Origin of the sequence: Wolbachia endosymbiont (group E) of Neria commutata (assembly GCF_964026735.1) — a bacterium.
Classification (GTDB): Bacteria; Pseudomonadota; Alphaproteobacteria; order Rickettsiales; family Anaplasmataceae; genus Wolbachia.
Window position 1 is genome coordinate 654,538 of the sequence record NZ_OZ034692.1, and the last position, 15,978, is coordinate 670,515.

Here is a 15,978-nt window from a genome sequence, read left to right on the forward strand (position 1 = left end):
GTACAACTATAATTATGGATAATGCTGCTTTTCATAAAACCGCTAAAACAAGGGAATTAATAGAATCTATAGGTTGCTATTTGCTCTATCTTCCTACGTACTCACCAGATCTGAATCCAATTGAGCATTGCTGGCATACGATTAAAAGCTGGCTCAGGACTCGCATGCATCAGCAGGATAATCTACACCTTTTGGTTGGTAAGGCGATTATGGAAGTTTATCACTTGTATTAGAAAGTACTATAGTAGGTCGCAACAATTACAGTCAAGAGAAGTAGGTCCTATAAATTTTGATAAACATATAGATGTGCTACAAAGAAAGCAAAATGATGTACAGCAAAAGCTGGTAGATCTTAAAAGTCAGAAAAAATTTATGAGTAGAAAAGATTATGAAAAACAAAAAAGTAGATTGAAAAATCAACTTAGAGATATAATAAAAGAAAAGTGGTCATCTTTTATTGAAAATAATGTAGAAAATCTAAAAGACAAGAAAAGTAGTATTAAAAGTTTATTAGATTCCCCTAACAAATATTTAGATCAATACAGTGAAAGTAAAGATATCATAGAAAAGTTAAAAATAGATACAAAGGAAAATAAAGACCTACTGAAAAACGTACTTCAGGAAATAAAGCACGATTTAAAACAGAAAATTAAGAGGGATGAAAAACTCAATAACCCACCTAAATCAATATTTACACAATTATTAGAACTTTTACACTTATCAAATAGCCATACCCGTTAACATTTTCACCTGTAGCGAGGCTACTGCAGGTTTTCTAATTTTATTGGTTTTTATACTCTATTAAACTCATTAAAATTTTATGATTAGAGTTAAGAATTTAAAGAGGCCGGGACCGGAATTGAACCGGTATAAAAGGATTTGCAGTCCTCCGCATAAGCCATTCTGCCACCCAGCCATTTATGATTAGTTGCTATTATAGATATCCATTATACCTTTTAGCATAGATAAAGCTTCTTCTTTTTTACGTTGGAAAGTATTGCGTCCAATTATTGAACCATTACCACCACCTTGCTTAATTTCTTTTGCTTCATTATATATGTCATTCAACAACTTTGACTCACCACCAGAAAAAACTACTATTCTTTTCCCTGCAAAGCAAGACTTTTTAACATACTCAATTCTTTGGGATAATGATGCAATATTTTCTGCTTCTATTTTTTCTTTTTCTACATGCTTAGTTGGAAACTTTACCTTTATTATATTAGCACCAAGTAAAGCTGCAATGTGTGCAGCATATGCAATAACATCAACTGCAGTTTCACCTTCTTTAGAAATCCCCTCGCCACGTGGATAAGACCATAAAACTACTGCAAGTCCATAAGACTTAGCTTCAGCTATTATTTCACGAGCTTCTTCCATCATATCAAAACACTTCGCAGAACCAGGATATATAGTAAATCCCACAGCTATGCATCCCAAACGTAGCGCATCTTTCACAGAGGCAGTAACTGCTTGGTCAGGAGTTAAATTTTTGAAATGTAAAGAATTAGAGCTATTAAGTTTTAAAATAAGCGGAAGCATTCCAGCATAGGTTGAAGCCCCAGCTTCAATCATACCAAGTGGAGCAGCATATGCACTCACTCCAGCATCAACTGCGAGCTGAAAATGATAATTTGGATCATAAGCATCAGGATTAACCTCAAAGCTTTTAATCGGTCCATGCTCAAACCCTTGATCCACAGGAAGAACTACTAATTTACCACTACCTCCTAGCTTTCCATGCACTAAAATACGAGCAAGATTCGCTTTTACTCCTGGATTTTCGCTTTCGTAGTAATTTAAGATTCGTTTTACTTTGTCGCTTATCAGCACTGTAATCCATTAAAAATTTGCTTATAGTTTAACAACAATGATAGGTGAAGGAAAGGTCTTTTTTATATCCTTTCCCCTGCAGATATACCAATTTTTTAAAACAAAAGAGCTAATTAATAGGTTAAAGCTGCACACTTGATCATGTTAGCGAATCCACTAGTTCCTTTACTTGAAAAAAAACATGTTTTCTACTTACGCTAGTATTAATAATAGAGCCACTTAGCTTCCTTTTTACCTCAATAGGCAGTTGAACGTTATACATCAGATTGAGTTTCCCCTTATCAATATTGCGTTTGCTTAATCGTTGTTCTTGCAAAGCGCTTTCCACGTGGACAAAAATAATAAAATTACAATACAAATGAAATTTTGTTTCTAATAAAAGCGGAAAATCTAAAATTAAAAGTTTTCTGTTGAACTTTTTTTCATGTGCAAGGAAAAGTTCTAGTTTATAGAGAACAGCAGTATGAACTAGAGATTGGAATTTCATCCAATTTTCATCATATGCTAAAAAATGTTTAGATAACATTTCCCTATCTATTTCACCATTTATTACTACTCCATGAAAATTTTTTTCTACATAATTTATTATGCCTTTATCCACTTTGTAAAGCTGATGTACAACATAATCGGCATCAAATACAGCAGCACCAAGCTTTTTAAAACAGCTAGCCACAAAGCTCTTTCCTGCTCCAATTCCACCTGTTAGACCTATTATCATTTCAAACTGTAATTTTCGACTTAACCCAATGGTACAGCTTACTTATTCTACTATCCTGGCCTAGCATACCAGAATTACTTTTATAAAAAGTGTCAACTATTAGCTTTATAGAGCCTATAGCAGCAGAAAATACCGGATTTTTATCATATTCTCCGTCAAGGCCATTTACTGGTTCAGGGCATCCGATTCGGACTTGTTTATTAAATATATAGCCTGCAATCTCTTTCATGCTTGTGAGCTGACTGGTGCCACCTGTGATCACTACTTTATTAATTGGATCTTTTTGCTCTTGAAACCGTTCTCTTACCATTTCAAGTATTTCTTCAACTCTTGGTCTTATGATGTTGATAAGCTGAGATTTTAATACTTGAGCAGGCTCATCGTTTTCATTATTTTGTACTGTAATGTACTCGTTCTCATCTATTGAAGTTATAATAGTACTACCATATAGTATTTTTATGCGCTCTGCATGTTCTATGCTTGTGCATAATCCATAAGCAATATCTCTTGTTATATGAATTCCACCAATTGGAATGCTGCTTGCATATACAAGCTTTCCTCTTTTGAAAATTCCAATTGCAGTGCACCCGCCCCCTATATCAACAATAGCAGTTCCAAGCTCTTTTTCATCTCCACTCAGACAGGCAAGACCTGCAGAATATGCAGAAGCAATGCAACCTGCCATATTTAATCCACCATTATGAGTTATACAGTTTTCAATATTGGTAAGTGCTGGACGCGAAGCAGTAATAACATTAACATCAGCAGATAATCTCTTTCCATAGAGCCCGCTAACCTCTTTTATATCAGTCAAGTCATCTAAGTGATATTTTAGTGGTATATTATGAATGATAACATTTTCTTCAACATATTTCTCAAATGTTTGAAAAACCACACGTTTTATATCCCGTTCAGAAATTTCGTGATTAGCCGCAATAATTTCATTATACACGTTAAAAGATGAGATGCCACATCCAGCAACATTAACATATATCTGGTCTATCGTTTCCTCTGACACTTGTTCAGCTAAACCTATGGTTGATGAAATGGAATAACTTGCATGTTTGGCATCAGTGATTGACCCAGCGTTTATGCCTTCTGCAATCTTATAACCTATTCCGATTATTTTATAACTGAAGTTGCTATTCATTTTAACAATTAGACAGACAATCTTTGTTGTACCTATGTCTAAGATAGCAAAAATGCTTCTTTTTGGCTTTACTATTACTGCAGAGTACATTAGTTAACCTTATTGCCCAATTTCATTAAGTTATAGCTTCCTTTAAATAATTTATATTTCTATTATAAAAATACAGCAACACTTTAATATACCCTAAATTCTGGACAAAAGAAAAAATAAAACATAAGATCAAGGTTTTTGTGCCCAAGTTATTATGTCCAAATTACCAATTGTAATCGTTCCTGATGAAAGACTAGTCACACGCGCAAGTGAAACAACAGAAATAAACGATAAAATTAAAGAATTAGTAAATGACATGTTCGAAACTGTGGAGTATGAGGATGGCTTTGGTCTTGCTTCAGTGCAAGTTGGAGTATTAAAGAGAGTTTTTGTTACGCGTATACCACCAGAGTACAAAGATGAACAACCTGGATATCAATCAACAGGGTCTTTTTGTATGATTAACCCAGAAATTACAGAATTGTCTGATGAGCAAGTGGTCCTCAAAGAGGGGTGTCTTTCAATTCCAGAACAGAGTTACGAGATTACACGTCCAAAGTCCTTAACTGTTAAGTATAAAGACTTAGATAACGTGGAGCAAACGATGAAAGCGAATGGTTGGCTTGCACGGTGCATTCAACATGAACTGGATCACTTAAATGGCATATTATATATTAGACATCTATCTAAATTAAAGTACGATATGGCCATGAAAAAAGCACAGAAGATTAAAAAGCAATATGAGTAAGGATGATCTAGAATTACTAAAATTTTATCATGAAGTTGGTGTTGATTGCACATTAACAGAAGATGACAAGGATGATGATAATGTTTCACAATCCGGTGAACCTGTTATTCAAGTAGCAGACTACTTAGATCCAGAAAAAGATAAAGAGCCTAAAAATTTCTTTCCAAGCGACTGGATAATTGAAGCAAGAAAACTTGCAGGTAAATGCAACACTATAGATGAATTAAGAAATGCTGTTAAATCGTTCGAAGGTTGTGAAATCAAAAAGACTGCTGCTAATACAGTGTTTTCTGATGGCAATCAAAACGCAAAAATTATGCTTGTTGGTGAAGCACCAGGTGCAAATGAGGATCTAAAAGGAATACCATTTTGTGGTGCAAGCGGAATGCTGCTAGACAAAATGCTAAATGCAATCAACCTTGATCGCACTAAAGTTTATATAAGCAATACTGTATTTTGGCGTCCACCTGGTAATAGAAAGCCAACAAACCTGGAACTTGATATGTGCAGGCCATTTGTAGAAAAGCATATTGCACTTGTTTCACCACAGATTTTGGTTTTAGTTGGAGGGATTGCATGCTATAGCCTTCTTGACAACACAAAAACCATATCAAATTTACGTGGAAAATTTCACACGTATACTAACCAATATTTAACCAGTCCAATTACTACAGTAGCTATATTTCATCCTGCTTACTTGTTACGCCAACCTATGCAAAAACGTTTAGCTTGGGAAGACTTGAAAAAAATCAAGGAATATCTTGATAGCAGCAGCGCCTAAGAAAACAACTTATTTTTTATGAACAGCCTGGAATGGGAAAATCATAGATTATTAAAATCATATATTTGTTGAATATTAGACATCTTTCGAAACCTGTCTATGATGAGAAATTTTTAGAAGAGGCGCAGAGGAGCACCGCAGAATACTCGAATGTATTTGAGGAGCGTAGTCAAGCTTCGACAACAAAATTGCCATCAGAAATCAAGTTTCGAAAGATGTCTATTCTCATAGCTATATATGCAAATCTAGCACCACATCACCAACCTGCACATTCTTTCCTTCTTGAACAGGAATGTTTTTTATTACCATCTTCGCTTCAGCACATATGATATTCTCCATTTTCATGGCTTCCACAACAAATAAAGGTTGTCCTATTTCTACCGAGTCTCCTATACTAACATATAGCTTTACTAATAAGCCAGATATCGGTGACTTTACTGATTCTGCTGAAATTTCTTCCGCTTCATTACTCAGCATTAGCTTATTTAGTTCAGCCACATGAGGTTTAAACACAGAGCACTCAGTTTTCATTCCTGCATGTCTTATTAAATATTTATTGTTTTGTCTCTCTATTTTTACTGTAATATCTATGTCATCATTAATTGTGATATATAGTAATTTATAGCTATTTTGTTTCCATTTACCTCTCACAGAGTATGTATTATGATTATACACTGCTGTTAATGCGCCATCTTTATACTTTGCATTTATAGAGTACCCGTTATCATTCACTGCCACCATGAACATTCCATTATTTATCCTAGCGCAGTGCTTTTCTTCATTTTCTAAGTAAACATATAACGAAATTAAAATAGATATTTTAACATATTCTTCTGTAACAAAATCGCCATGAAATCCATCAGGGTAAAAGTCTGGGATAAATCTAGTGTGAAGTTTCCCTGCAATAAAATTTGGGTGATGGAAAATAGACTCAAGAAATTCTATATTATTTGTGACTTCTTCTATATAGCATTCAGACAATGCTTTTTGCATTCTACTGATTGCTTCTATTCTATCTTTTCCATATGTTATTACCTTTGCGATCATTGAATCATAGAACATGCTGATTTCCGAACCTGCGGCGACTCCATCATCTATTCTTACATAATCATTTTCGTTTGGTTTATCGTAATACTTTATTCTTCCACCAGAAGGAAAAAATTTCTTTGATGGATCTTCAGCGCAAATTCTGCTTTCTACTGCCCAGCCAGTAAGTTTGATATCATCTTGGTTAAACCTTAATTTTTCCCCCCAAGAAGTTCTAATCATTTCTTCTACTATATCTATTCCAGTAATAAACTCAGTGACTGGGTGCTCAACTTGCAATCTAGTGTTAACTTCAAGGAAATAGAATTTGTGATTTTTATCTACAACAAATTCAACGGTACCTGCTGAAAAATAACCAACCTGCTTTACTAGGCGAACACACTGAGCATACATTTCTTGTCTTACTTGTTCGCTGATAAACGGACTCGGAGTTTCCTCCATTAGCTTTTGATTATTCCTTTGTATTGAGCATTCTCTCTCTCCAAGACAAACTATATTGCCATATTTATCTGCTATGATTTGTATTTCGATATGCCTTGGTAGCTCTATGTATTTCTCTATGAAGATACTGCCATCTTTAAAGCTTTTTTCTGCTTCATTTGTTGCTGATGTAAATGCAAGGTCAACTTCTTGTTTTGAATGTACAACACGCATTCCTTTGCCACCACCACCTGCAGCAGCTTTAAGCATAACAGGAAAACCAATCTCTTCAGCAACCATAGCCGCATGAGCAGCATCGTTAATTCTACCCATATATCCTGGCACTACATTTACTCCAGCTTTTTTTGCAGCTTCCTTTGCTGTAATTTTATTGGCTGTAACTTCTATTGTTTCTGCACTTGGACCGATGAAATCTATACCACATTTTTCAAGAGCACGTGGAAAATCTGGATTTTCTGCTAAGAAACCATAGCCAGGGTGCACTGCCTGCGCACCTGTTTCAATTGCTACCTCGCACATTTTATCAATGTTTAAATAACTAAGGCAAGAAGGCGAAGGACCAATGTATCTTGATTCATCTGCTTGCCTTACATGCACAGAATTAACATCTGCGTCCGAATACACACAAACGCAAGGTATATCCATCCTATGCGCAGTCTTTATAATTCTGCAGGCAATTTCTCCCCTATTTGCTATTAAAATCTTACTGTACTTCCTTTCTGTCATTTGTGTGCATTTATCTCAAGAACAACTATTAAGAAGCCTATATAACGACCTGCAAGTAATTTCTGACTTCATCACACTGCCACACCTACACCTTCTGAAACTTGTGTAATCCCAATAACATTTTGCACAGAAGCTTCCTCATTATGCAAGTTGTATATCTCTTCGCATGCCTTAAAGAGTAGACATGCAAACGCACCAGAAGCCATTGCAACCCCTGAGCTCAGTGCAAAAGTTGGAGAATTCAAAAATAAAAAATACAAAGATACACACAAAGCAGCAATAGATAGCATTGTTCCTGCTATATATAAGCATATGTGTAAGTCTTTATTACATATGAGTTTATCTTTTATGCCTGCAGTTTGCTTGATTTCTTTTCGTTCTGTAGGATCTAAGTAATAAAGAGGTGTTCTCTTATCCTTGTTAAAAGCACAGTCTTTACTGCAAAGTGCATCTTTAATATATTTTTTATTACATTTGAGTTCCTCTTTTAATCTTCTCAATTTTTTCCAATCTTTAGCTTTTTCTGCTTTTTCAATTTTTTTACTAGCCTCTTCCTCTAAGAGCCTCACAAACTCTTTTGTTGCAGGAAGCAGAATCTTGCTTTTTGCTGCTTCATGACATGGATTATTTCCGTCTTCATTACGCTGACCTACAAGATTAACCCTTTTCTTGCAAATAGCTACAAATGCCTCTTTATTTTGTACTCTTGCAGCTATGTGTAAGTAATTATCTGCTAGTACTCTTTGTTTTGTCTTATCAAGTGGGCCGCTGTACCCGTAGTTAATATCTGATTTATCAACCAGCAAATCCCTATCTTCTTGTGACAACAAATTCCATAATGTACGATTTTTAATTAGAAAGCATAACAAAGTTTCATTGTTACTATCTCTTAAAGCATTTAAATCTATCTTACCTTTTTGACTGCTTTTTTTCTTTAGTAACTCAATCCAATGATCAAAACTAGCACTTAGTTCATTACTAGAACTTGGAACATCCCCTTTTGCTAATTCTATATTTTTCAGTAGCTTTTCAATAAAAGAATTAGTTATTGAATTGTTTATATCCCCATTTGAAATAATAGCATTACCGTTTTCAGCTGGAACTTTAACCATAACACACCCCACAATATTTAATCAATGCTAAATTATACAATCTAATTTATTAAAAATAAATATGATTAAGTATAATAAATTTTACTGTTAATAGCTAAAACTTTAATACGGGATAAATTTCTCTATATTTGACAAAATATATATTTATGTTAATATGTTAGTAATATGATTCAAAGGTAATTTATGGTGCAATATAACAAAACTCGCTTATGTGTAGGTGGAATGGCTGGTATTGGATCAGTAGCTTGTTCAGCAATAGCAGTGCAGTGTATTTATTTTGCATCACAATGTGCGAAAACATAGGAATGGGAATGTTAGTTACAGCGCCTTTCATGCTCAGTGCAGCAGCTATAGGATTAAATCTTGCAATATTATTAGCAGTCTACCTAATCACAGAATTAAGCAAATGTGATAAACAAAAAGGCAATGTATGTACAGGAGCAGTAATTGGCGTTGCATCATTAACTAATTTTGGATTAGTAACGTACCTATTTTGTATAACCTCAGGTGAAGTAGGACTATTAGCACCTGTGATTGGCAGTTTAGTAGTTGCAGGGCTAGCTTTTGCAATATTATCAACGTTCCACTTAACCAAAGCATCAAATAAAGAAGGTAAACAAGCAGGAAGTAATATAGCTCATGTCACTGTAGACACACAAACAGAGGAAATGTCTCCAGGTAATGGACCATAAAATAGCTCTATTGTTACACACGGTGATTTGAGTTATTATAACCTACACATTACTGTAGTAAGATATGAAAGAGATAGTCACTAGGTTTGCCCCATCGCCAACAGGTTTTTTGCACATTGGTGGAGCTCGTACTGCTTTGTTTAATTGGCTCTATGCAAAGCATCATGGTGGTAAATTCTTGTTACGCATTGAAGACACTGACAGAAAGCGTTCAACACAAGAAGCAATTGATGCAATAATCGATGGAATGAAATGGCTTGGTATAGATTATGATGAAGAAATAATATATCAGTCAAAAAGAATAGAGCGTCATGTGGAAGTAGCAAATCTACTGATTGAAAAAAATAAGGCATATCACTGTTATTGTCCTGAGAATGAAGTCGCAGAGAAAAAAATAAAAGCAAGGGAAGAAGGAAAAATATACAAGCATAAATGTACCGCAAGTATTGATGGGAACATAAAGCCAGTTGTGCGCTTTAGAGTACCAGATGCAGAAGAAATTATTGTTAATGACAAAATATACGGTCAAATTAAAGTAAAGAGCGACCAACTTGATGATATAGTGATCTTGCGTTCCGATAACACTCCAACATATATTTTTGCAGTGGTCGTTGATGATCATGATGCTGGAATAACTCATATAATACGGGGCTCTGATCATCTCACTAATACCTTTAAGCAACAGTTGATATATCAGGCTCTTGGATTTCACATTCCCGACTTTGCACATGTGCCACTTATACACGGGGAAGATGGAAATAAGCTATCTAAAAGACATGGTGCAACAAGCATTTGTGACTACGAAAAAATGGGAATATTACCGGAAGCGATGCGCAATTACCTACTCAGGCTCGGTTGGAGTCATGGTAATGATGAGATTATCAGCGATGAGCAAGCAATAGAGTGGTTTAATTTAAGCAGTATTGGTCGTTCACCTGCACGGCTTGACTTTAAAAAATTAGAGCATTTAAATAACCATTATGTTAACAACACAAGCAATGAGGATATTCTGGATATTTTAAATACATTTGCTCCGATGTTAAAACTGAGTGATATAAAAAAGAACTATTTATTGCAGGGGTTAACAGAACTAAAAAAAAGAGTTAACTACCTAGCTGAATTACTATGTTTAGCCAGCTTTTATATACAAGATTTACCGCTTTTTTTAAGTGAAGAAGCTTACCAAGTTATAAAATCTAATCTTAATACAATAGATTTACTTGCATCATTTTTATCAAATATTAGTGATGATAATTGGAATAAAGGTTTTTTATCTTCCAAAATTAAAGAATTTTCAAAGTTACAGGATATTAAAATGAGCGATCTTTATCACTCATTACGTGCTCCTATAACTGGGGTAATGGATGCACCTGGAATTATTGATATCATGGTAATTCTCGGTAAGGATGAATGTATAAAAAGATTGGAATATTCTAAAAATTATCTTTTCAAACTGGAATAGTGAAACACAAAATTAAAAAGAAGCAACATAACCAAAATATTGCTTCTATACACAATTACTTATTCTCTTCTTTGTTATCCACATCCTGATAATCAGAATCCACTACTTTTTCTTCCTCATTTGCTGTTGATGAGCCATCAGCTTGTTGTTGCTCTGATGCTTGATACATAGCTTCCCCAAGCTTCATAGAGACTTGAGAAAGATTAGTAACTTTCTGCTGGATTGAATCAGCGTCATCAATATTATCAGACTTACTAGCATCTTTCAGCTCATTCATTGCATTTTCAATAGCAGATTTATCTTCAGGTGACACTTTATCACCATATTCTGCCAGAGACTTTTCTGTAGAATGTACTAAACTATCCGCCTGGTTCTTCACTTCAATGAATTTTTTACGCTTTTCGTCTTCTTCCGCTTTCTCTTCAGCTTCCCTTATCATGCGATTTATTTCAGCATCAGATAAACCACCCGAAGATTGAATACGTATTTTTTGTTCTTTTCCAGTAGCTTTATCCTTCGCAGAAACGTGCGCTATTCCATTTGCATCTATATCAAATGTCACTTCAATTTGTGGTCTTCCGCGTGGAGCAGGAGGTATCCCTTCTAAACTAAATTGACCAAGTAATTTGTTGTCAACTGCTAGTTTTCTTTCACCCTGATGGACTTTTATTGTAACAGCTGTTTGATTATCTTCCGCAGTTGAAAATACCTGTGATTTTTTAGTAGGAATTGTAGTATTACGCTCAATAAGTGGAGTGAACACTCCTCCTAAAGTCTCAATACCAAGAGAAAGTGGAGTTACGTCAAGTAACAATACGTCTCTTACATCACCTTGAATGATTCCAGCCTGTATTACAGCTCCAATTGCCACAACTTCATCAGGATTTACCCCTCTATGTGGATCTTTACCAAAGAATTCTTTAACTTTTTCTATTACTTTTGGCATACGTGTCATGCCACCAACTAACACCACCTCTCCTATTTTATCAGCAGATAAGCCTGCATCTTCAAGGGCTTTTTTACAAGGAGCCATAGTTCTTTCAATTAAAGCATTTACTAAACTTTCAAGTTTTGCTCTAGTCAATTTCATATTTAAGTGTTTAGGACCACTTGCATCTGCTGTAATAAATGGCAGATTGATTTCTGTTCCCATGGTGCTTGATAATTCAATTTTCGCTTTTTCAGCAGCTTCTTTGACTCTCTGCATAGCCATTGGATCATTTTTTAAGTCAATCCCATTGCTTTTCTTAAATTCATCAAGCAAATGATTCACTACTGCATTGTCAAAATCTTCACCACCCAAGTGAGTGTCACCATTTGTAGCTTTTACTTCAAAAACTCCGTCACCTATTTCGAGAACTGAAACATCAAATGTACCACCACCCAAGTCATACACTACTATTGTGTGCCCATGTTTCTTATCAAGACCATAAGCAAGCGCTGCAGCAGTTGGTTCATTAACAATTCTTAGTACATTTAATCCGGCAATTTTTCCTGCATCTTTTGTAGCTTGACGCTGAGAATCGTTGAAGTATGCAGGTACTGTTATTACAGCATCTTTTACTTCTTCTCCAAGATAAGCTTCTGCTGCTTCTTTCAGATTTTGCAATATAAATGCACCAATTTGACTAGGAGAGTATTCTTTACTATCAGTTGTTTTAATCCATGCATCACCACTTTTTGCTCCAAACACCGTGTATGGTACCTGCAGATTTTTCATTTCAGGATCACTATATTGACGCCCTATTAATCTCTTGGTAGCAAAAAAGGTATTACTTGCATTAGTTGTTGCTTGTCTCTTTGCTGGAGCACCAATCAATCTCTCTCCAGATGAAGTAAATGCAACTATAGATGGAGTAGTTCGTGCTCCCTCTTTATTTTCTATTACTTTTGTATCTTTACCCTGCATTATTGCAACACAAGAATTTGTCGTTCCGAGATCTATACCTATTGCTCGTCCCATAATAAACACTCCCTATTGTAAAATTAATCTGATATGAAAATATATAAGTATAGAACTGGTCAATTACAAGCCTCATATCAGAAATACTTAATTTCTATATTTTATTATTTTCAAAGTACTATACTAAGAAACCAAGTTGATGCAATTAATGAAGAAAAGTATCCAAAGAAAAATCGCAATTCTCAAAGATTTATTAATCCAACTAATTCTCTTACTGAACTTACAGATTTATTAAACATTTCTTGCTCATTATCGTCCATTTTAACTTCTAGAATCTTTTCAATGCCATTTTTGCCAATAATGGCAGGAACACCAATGAATAAGTCTTTTACTCCATATTCACCATTTAGGTAAGCAGCGCATGGCAATATGCGCCTTTTATCTTTTAAATATGATTCTAGCATACATATAGCTGAAGATGCAGGCGAATAATATGCAGATCCAGTTTTAAGTAAATCAACTATTTCTTTTCCACCATTACGAGTGTGTTCAACTATTTCATCGACTTTTTCTTGTGTGATGAAACCCATATTGATGATTTGGGTAAGTGGAATGCCAGCAACAGAGGCACAATTAATGAGCGGTACCATAGTGTCTCCATGTCCACCCAGCACAAAAGCAGCGACATCTTCAACGGAAATATTTAGTTCACTTGCAAGAAAATAACGAAAGCGTGCAGAATCAAGCACTCCTGCCATTCCAACAATCATATTGGTTGGAAGGTTTGAAAACTTATGCACCACTGAAACCATTGCATCCAAAGGGTTGGTAACCACTATAACAAACGCATTTGGTGAATATTTTTTAATATTTTCGCCAACCTCCTTCATTACCGCAGCATTAGTTTGCAGAAGGTCATCTCTGCTCATTCCTGGTTTTCTGGCAATACCTGCTGTTATGATGATTGCATCAGAATTTTCTATATCTTTGTACTCATTAGTGCCAGTTAAATTAACATTAAACCCATCAATAGGAGCTGACTCTGCAATATCAAGTGCTTTACCTTGTGGAATGACCTCATTAATATCAAGCAAAACAACATCGCCAAGTTCCCTTAGTGCAATCATATGAGCAAGAGTACCGCCGATATTGCCTGCACCAATTAAAGATATTTTTTTTCTTTGTATTGTCATTATATACTCCTTTTATTTTTTACCTTCCCAAGGTGATAGGCTATCAAATGTACGAAAATCTTGTGGTAAATCTATAGGATTATACACAACTTTTTTCGCCTCTATATCGTATCTAACCTCCTCATAGCCAGTAAGAGGAAAATCCTTGAGCATCGGATTACCTTTGAATCCGTAATCCGTGAGAATTCTACGTAGATCTGGGTGATCAGAAAATTCTATTCCATACATATCAAACACTTCACGCTCAAACCACGAAGCTGCACTAAATATCTTCGCTACGCTTGGAGGCATATCACCCTCGTATAATTGAAGCTTTACATGAACTCTAATATTATGAACAACGCTGAGCAGATTATATATCAGCTCAAAACGTTTCTCTCTATCTGGATAATCAACGCTAAAAATATCGACCAATAGCTCAAACCTGCATTTTTCATCATCACGTAGAAAGAGTAAGTGCTTTTCAATGTCATTCAGAGTCGAATATATTATAATAGTGCCATCACCTTGCTGAGTACACTCACATTTGAATTTTTTCTGTATATATTTTGCAGTTTTATCCATGCTTTATATTTTGAGTGCGTTTTATTTTATTTTGTAAACATAAGAGTCCATACAGCAAAGCCTCAGCGGTTGGTGGACATCCAGGAACATACACATCAACTGGTACAATCCTATCGCAACCTCGGACTACTGAATAAGAGTAATGGTAATACCCACCACCATTTGCACAGCTTCCCATAGAAATAACATATTTTGGATCTGCCATCTGGTCATAAACTTTACGAAGTGCCCCTGCCATCTTATTAGTTAATGTGCCAGCAACAATCATCACATCTGATTGACGTGGGCTTGCACGAAACATTATGCCATATCTATCAAGATCATAGCGGCTGGATGCAGTATGCATCATCTCCACTGCGCAACACGCAAGACCAAATGTCATTGGCCACAAAGAACCAGATCTTGCCCAATTCATTACATAATCTGTTAAATCGCCAAATTTAGTGATAAGAAAGCCATCTTTTTTATAACGACCCCAGTCATCGTTAGATAAAATTTGATCTGTCATAAATTTACTCCCATTCCAATGCGCCTTTACACCACTCATAGATAAAACCTATAGTGAGTATTGCAAGAAATACCATCATAGACCAAAACCCATTGTAGCTTATCTTAGATAAAGACACAGCCCAAGGAAAAAGAAAGGCAATTTCTAAGTCAAATATTATAAATAATATTGAAACTAAGTAAAATTTAATATCAAAATTTTTCCTTGCACTGGATAGTGGGTTAAAACCACATTCATATGTGGAAAGTTTTTCGCTATCTGGCTTACTCACCGCAAGAAACATAGGTAGCACACCTAAAGCAAGAGATATTACAATTGATACACAGATAAAAACTACTATGGTTAAATATTCACTCATTTAACAAAAATTCATATAGTAAAGTAATATTATGAATTTACATGCTTTCCTAATTTTTTACCACCTAAAATATGCACATGAAAATGCGGCACAACTTGCTCTCCATTCTCACCGTAGTTAGTAACTAATCTATATCCTGTTTTTTCTAAATTATACTTATGTGCTATTTCTCTCACAGTTCTGAAAAAATTGACTATCTCATTTTCTGAAGCTTTTAGAATGAAGTCATCATATGAGATATACTGACCCTTTGGTATAGCTAAGATGTGAACTGGGGCATCAGGATACTTATCATGAAATGCCAGCGCATCATCATCCTCATGAACCTTCTCACAAGGCAGCTCACCTCTTAATATTTGAGCAAAGATGTTGTTATTGTCATAACCTTTATTGCTCATATTTAAGAGCGACCTTTTCTTTCTACCTCATCTATATTTTGTGGTGATCCATCTGGTGTAAATAATGATGAGCTTACCTTTTTATCGCAAGCACCTTCAAGTTTTACAGTACCTTTGAGATCATTACAGGCCTTTATTGCTTCCGTTGTTACACCATGCGAAGTTTCTACTGCAACTGCTTGATTGACTTGTTGAGCACAACCATTAGATCTTCCTCTTAACAAACATCCTATGTAGTAATACGACTTCAGCGGATTACTAACATTATTTTCCTGTTCATCAAATTCAGCTTGTTTTATATTATACTCAGTCAT

At 35.1% G+C, this 15,978-nt stretch carries 18 protein-coding genes and 1 tRNA gene; 6 read left to right on the top strand and 13 right to left on the bottom strand.

What is annotated here, in order from left to right; all coding sequences use genetic code 11:
- Positions 1-14: 14 nt before the first annotated feature.
- Positions 15-233 carry a transposase gene (locus tag AAGD89_RS07280; RefSeq protein ID WP_410541844.1) on the top strand — a complete coding sequence of 73 codons (219 nt, stop codon included), beginning with the start codon at positions 15-17 and terminating at the stop codon, positions 231-233.
- Between the two features lie 73 nt (positions 234-306).
- On the top strand, positions 307-741 hold the full coding sequence (locus tag AAGD89_RS03515; protein ID WP_341808861.1) for a hypothetical protein: 435 nt from the start codon (positions 307-309) through the stop codon (positions 739-741).
- Positions 742-844: 103 nt separating this feature from the next.
- Here AAGD89_RS03515 and AAGD89_RS03520 read toward each other — a convergent pair.
- The 4 genes from AAGD89_RS03520 to ftsA form a co-directional block, all read right to left on the bottom strand.
- Positions 845-916 (bottom strand) — tRNA-Cys (locus AAGD89_RS03520).
- An 8-nt stretch (positions 917-924) separates the two neighbouring features.
- Complete coding sequence (locus AAGD89_RS03525; protein WP_341808913.1) at positions 925-1,827, bottom strand: class I fructose-bisphosphate aldolase; 903 nt, start codon at positions 1,825-1,827, stop codon at positions 925-927.
- A gap of 145 nt (positions 1,828-1,972) precedes the next feature.
- Positions 1,973-2,551, bottom strand: coding sequence for a dephospho-CoA kinase (gene coaE, locus AAGD89_RS03530; RefSeq protein WP_341808862.1), 579 nt, complete (start codon positions 2,549-2,551; stop codon positions 1,973-1,975).
- A 1-nt stretch (position 2,552) separates the two neighbouring features.
- Positions 2,553-3,791 (bottom strand): cell division protein FtsA, encoded by a 1,239-nt coding sequence (gene ftsA / locus AAGD89_RS03535; protein ID WP_341808863.1) that lies wholly within the window; start codon positions 3,789-3,791, stop codon positions 2,553-2,555.
- A gap of 154 nt (positions 3,792-3,945) precedes the next feature.
- Here ftsA and def point away from each other — a divergent pair, with 154 nt between their 5' ends.
- Positions 3,946-4,479, top strand: a complete 534-nt coding sequence (def, locus tag AAGD89_RS03540; protein WP_341808864.1) for a peptide deformylase — start codon at positions 3,946-3,948, stop codon at positions 4,477-4,479.
- Positions 4,472-5,260: a uracil-DNA glycosylase gene (locus AAGD89_RS03545; protein ID WP_341808865.1), complete on the top strand. Its 789-nt coding sequence runs from the start codon at positions 4,472-4,474 to the stop codon at positions 5,258-5,260. The genes def and AAGD89_RS03545 overlap by 8 nt, the downstream gene beginning before the upstream one ends.
- A 231-nt stretch (positions 5,261-5,491) precedes the next feature.
- On the opposite strand, the gene AAGD89_RS03550 is transcribed toward AAGD89_RS03545, so the two are convergent.
- A complete protein-coding gene (locus AAGD89_RS03550) occupies positions 5,492-7,474 on the bottom strand; it encodes an acetyl-CoA carboxylase biotin carboxylase subunit (RefSeq protein WP_341808866.1) in 1,983 nt (660 codons plus the stop codon).
- A gap of 71 nt (positions 7,475-7,545) precedes the next feature.
- Positions 7,546-8,586, bottom strand: coding sequence for a hypothetical protein (locus tag AAGD89_RS03555; protein WP_341808867.1), 1,041 nt, complete (start codon positions 8,584-8,586; stop codon positions 7,546-7,548).
- Between the two features lie 311 nt (positions 8,587-8,897).
- Here AAGD89_RS03555 and AAGD89_RS03560 point away from each other — a divergent pair, with 311 nt between their 5' ends.
- Positions 8,898-9,278, top strand: a complete 381-nt coding sequence (locus tag AAGD89_RS03560) for a hypothetical protein (protein WP_341808868.1) — start codon at positions 8,898-8,900, stop codon at positions 9,276-9,278.
- 64 nt (positions 9,279-9,342) lie between these two features.
- Complete coding sequence (gene gltX / locus AAGD89_RS03565; RefSeq protein WP_341808869.1) at positions 9,343-10,740, top strand: glutamate--tRNA ligase; 1,398 nt, start codon at positions 9,343-9,345, stop codon at positions 10,738-10,740.
- Positions 10,741-10,795: 55 nt separating this feature from the next.
- Here the strand turns inward: gltX and dnaK are convergent, their stop codons facing one another.
- The 7 genes from dnaK to AAGD89_RS03600 form a co-directional block, all read right to left on the bottom strand.
- Positions 10,796-12,703 (bottom strand): molecular chaperone DnaK, encoded by a 1,908-nt coding sequence (gene dnaK, locus AAGD89_RS03570; RefSeq protein WP_341808870.1) that lies wholly within the window; start codon positions 12,701-12,703, stop codon positions 10,796-10,798.
- Positions 12,704-12,885: 182 nt separating this feature from the next.
- The gene (gene mdh / locus AAGD89_RS03575; RefSeq protein WP_341808871.1) at positions 12,886-13,836 is read right to left on the bottom strand and encodes a malate dehydrogenase; all 951 of its coding nucleotides are present in this window, start codon (positions 13,834-13,836) and stop codon (positions 12,886-12,888) included.
- A 12-nt stretch (positions 13,837-13,848) separates the two neighbouring features.
- A complete protein-coding gene (locus tag AAGD89_RS03580) occupies positions 13,849-14,400 on the bottom strand; it encodes an NADH-quinone oxidoreductase subunit C (protein WP_341808872.1) in 552 nt (183 codons plus the stop codon).
- Positions 14,393-14,908 carry an NADH-quinone oxidoreductase subunit B family protein gene (locus AAGD89_RS03585; RefSeq protein WP_341808873.1) on the bottom strand — a complete coding sequence of 172 codons (516 nt, stop codon included), beginning with the start codon at positions 14,906-14,908 and terminating at the stop codon, positions 14,393-14,395. The genes AAGD89_RS03580 and AAGD89_RS03585 overlap by 8 nt, the downstream gene beginning before the upstream one ends.
- Before the next feature lie 4 nt (positions 14,909-14,912).
- Positions 14,913-15,266, bottom strand: coding sequence for an NADH-quinone oxidoreductase subunit A (locus AAGD89_RS03590; protein ID WP_341808874.1), 354 nt, complete (start codon positions 15,264-15,266; stop codon positions 14,913-14,915).
- A 29-nt stretch (positions 15,267-15,295) separates the two neighbouring features.
- Positions 15,296-15,664, bottom strand: a complete 369-nt coding sequence (locus tag AAGD89_RS03595; RefSeq protein WP_341808875.1) for an HIT domain-containing protein — start codon at positions 15,662-15,664, stop codon at positions 15,296-15,298.
- A gap of 2 nt (positions 15,665-15,666) precedes the next feature.
- Positions 15,667-15,978: a hypothetical protein gene (locus AAGD89_RS03600; protein ID WP_341808876.1), complete on the bottom strand. Its 312-nt coding sequence runs from the start codon at positions 15,976-15,978 to the stop codon at positions 15,667-15,669.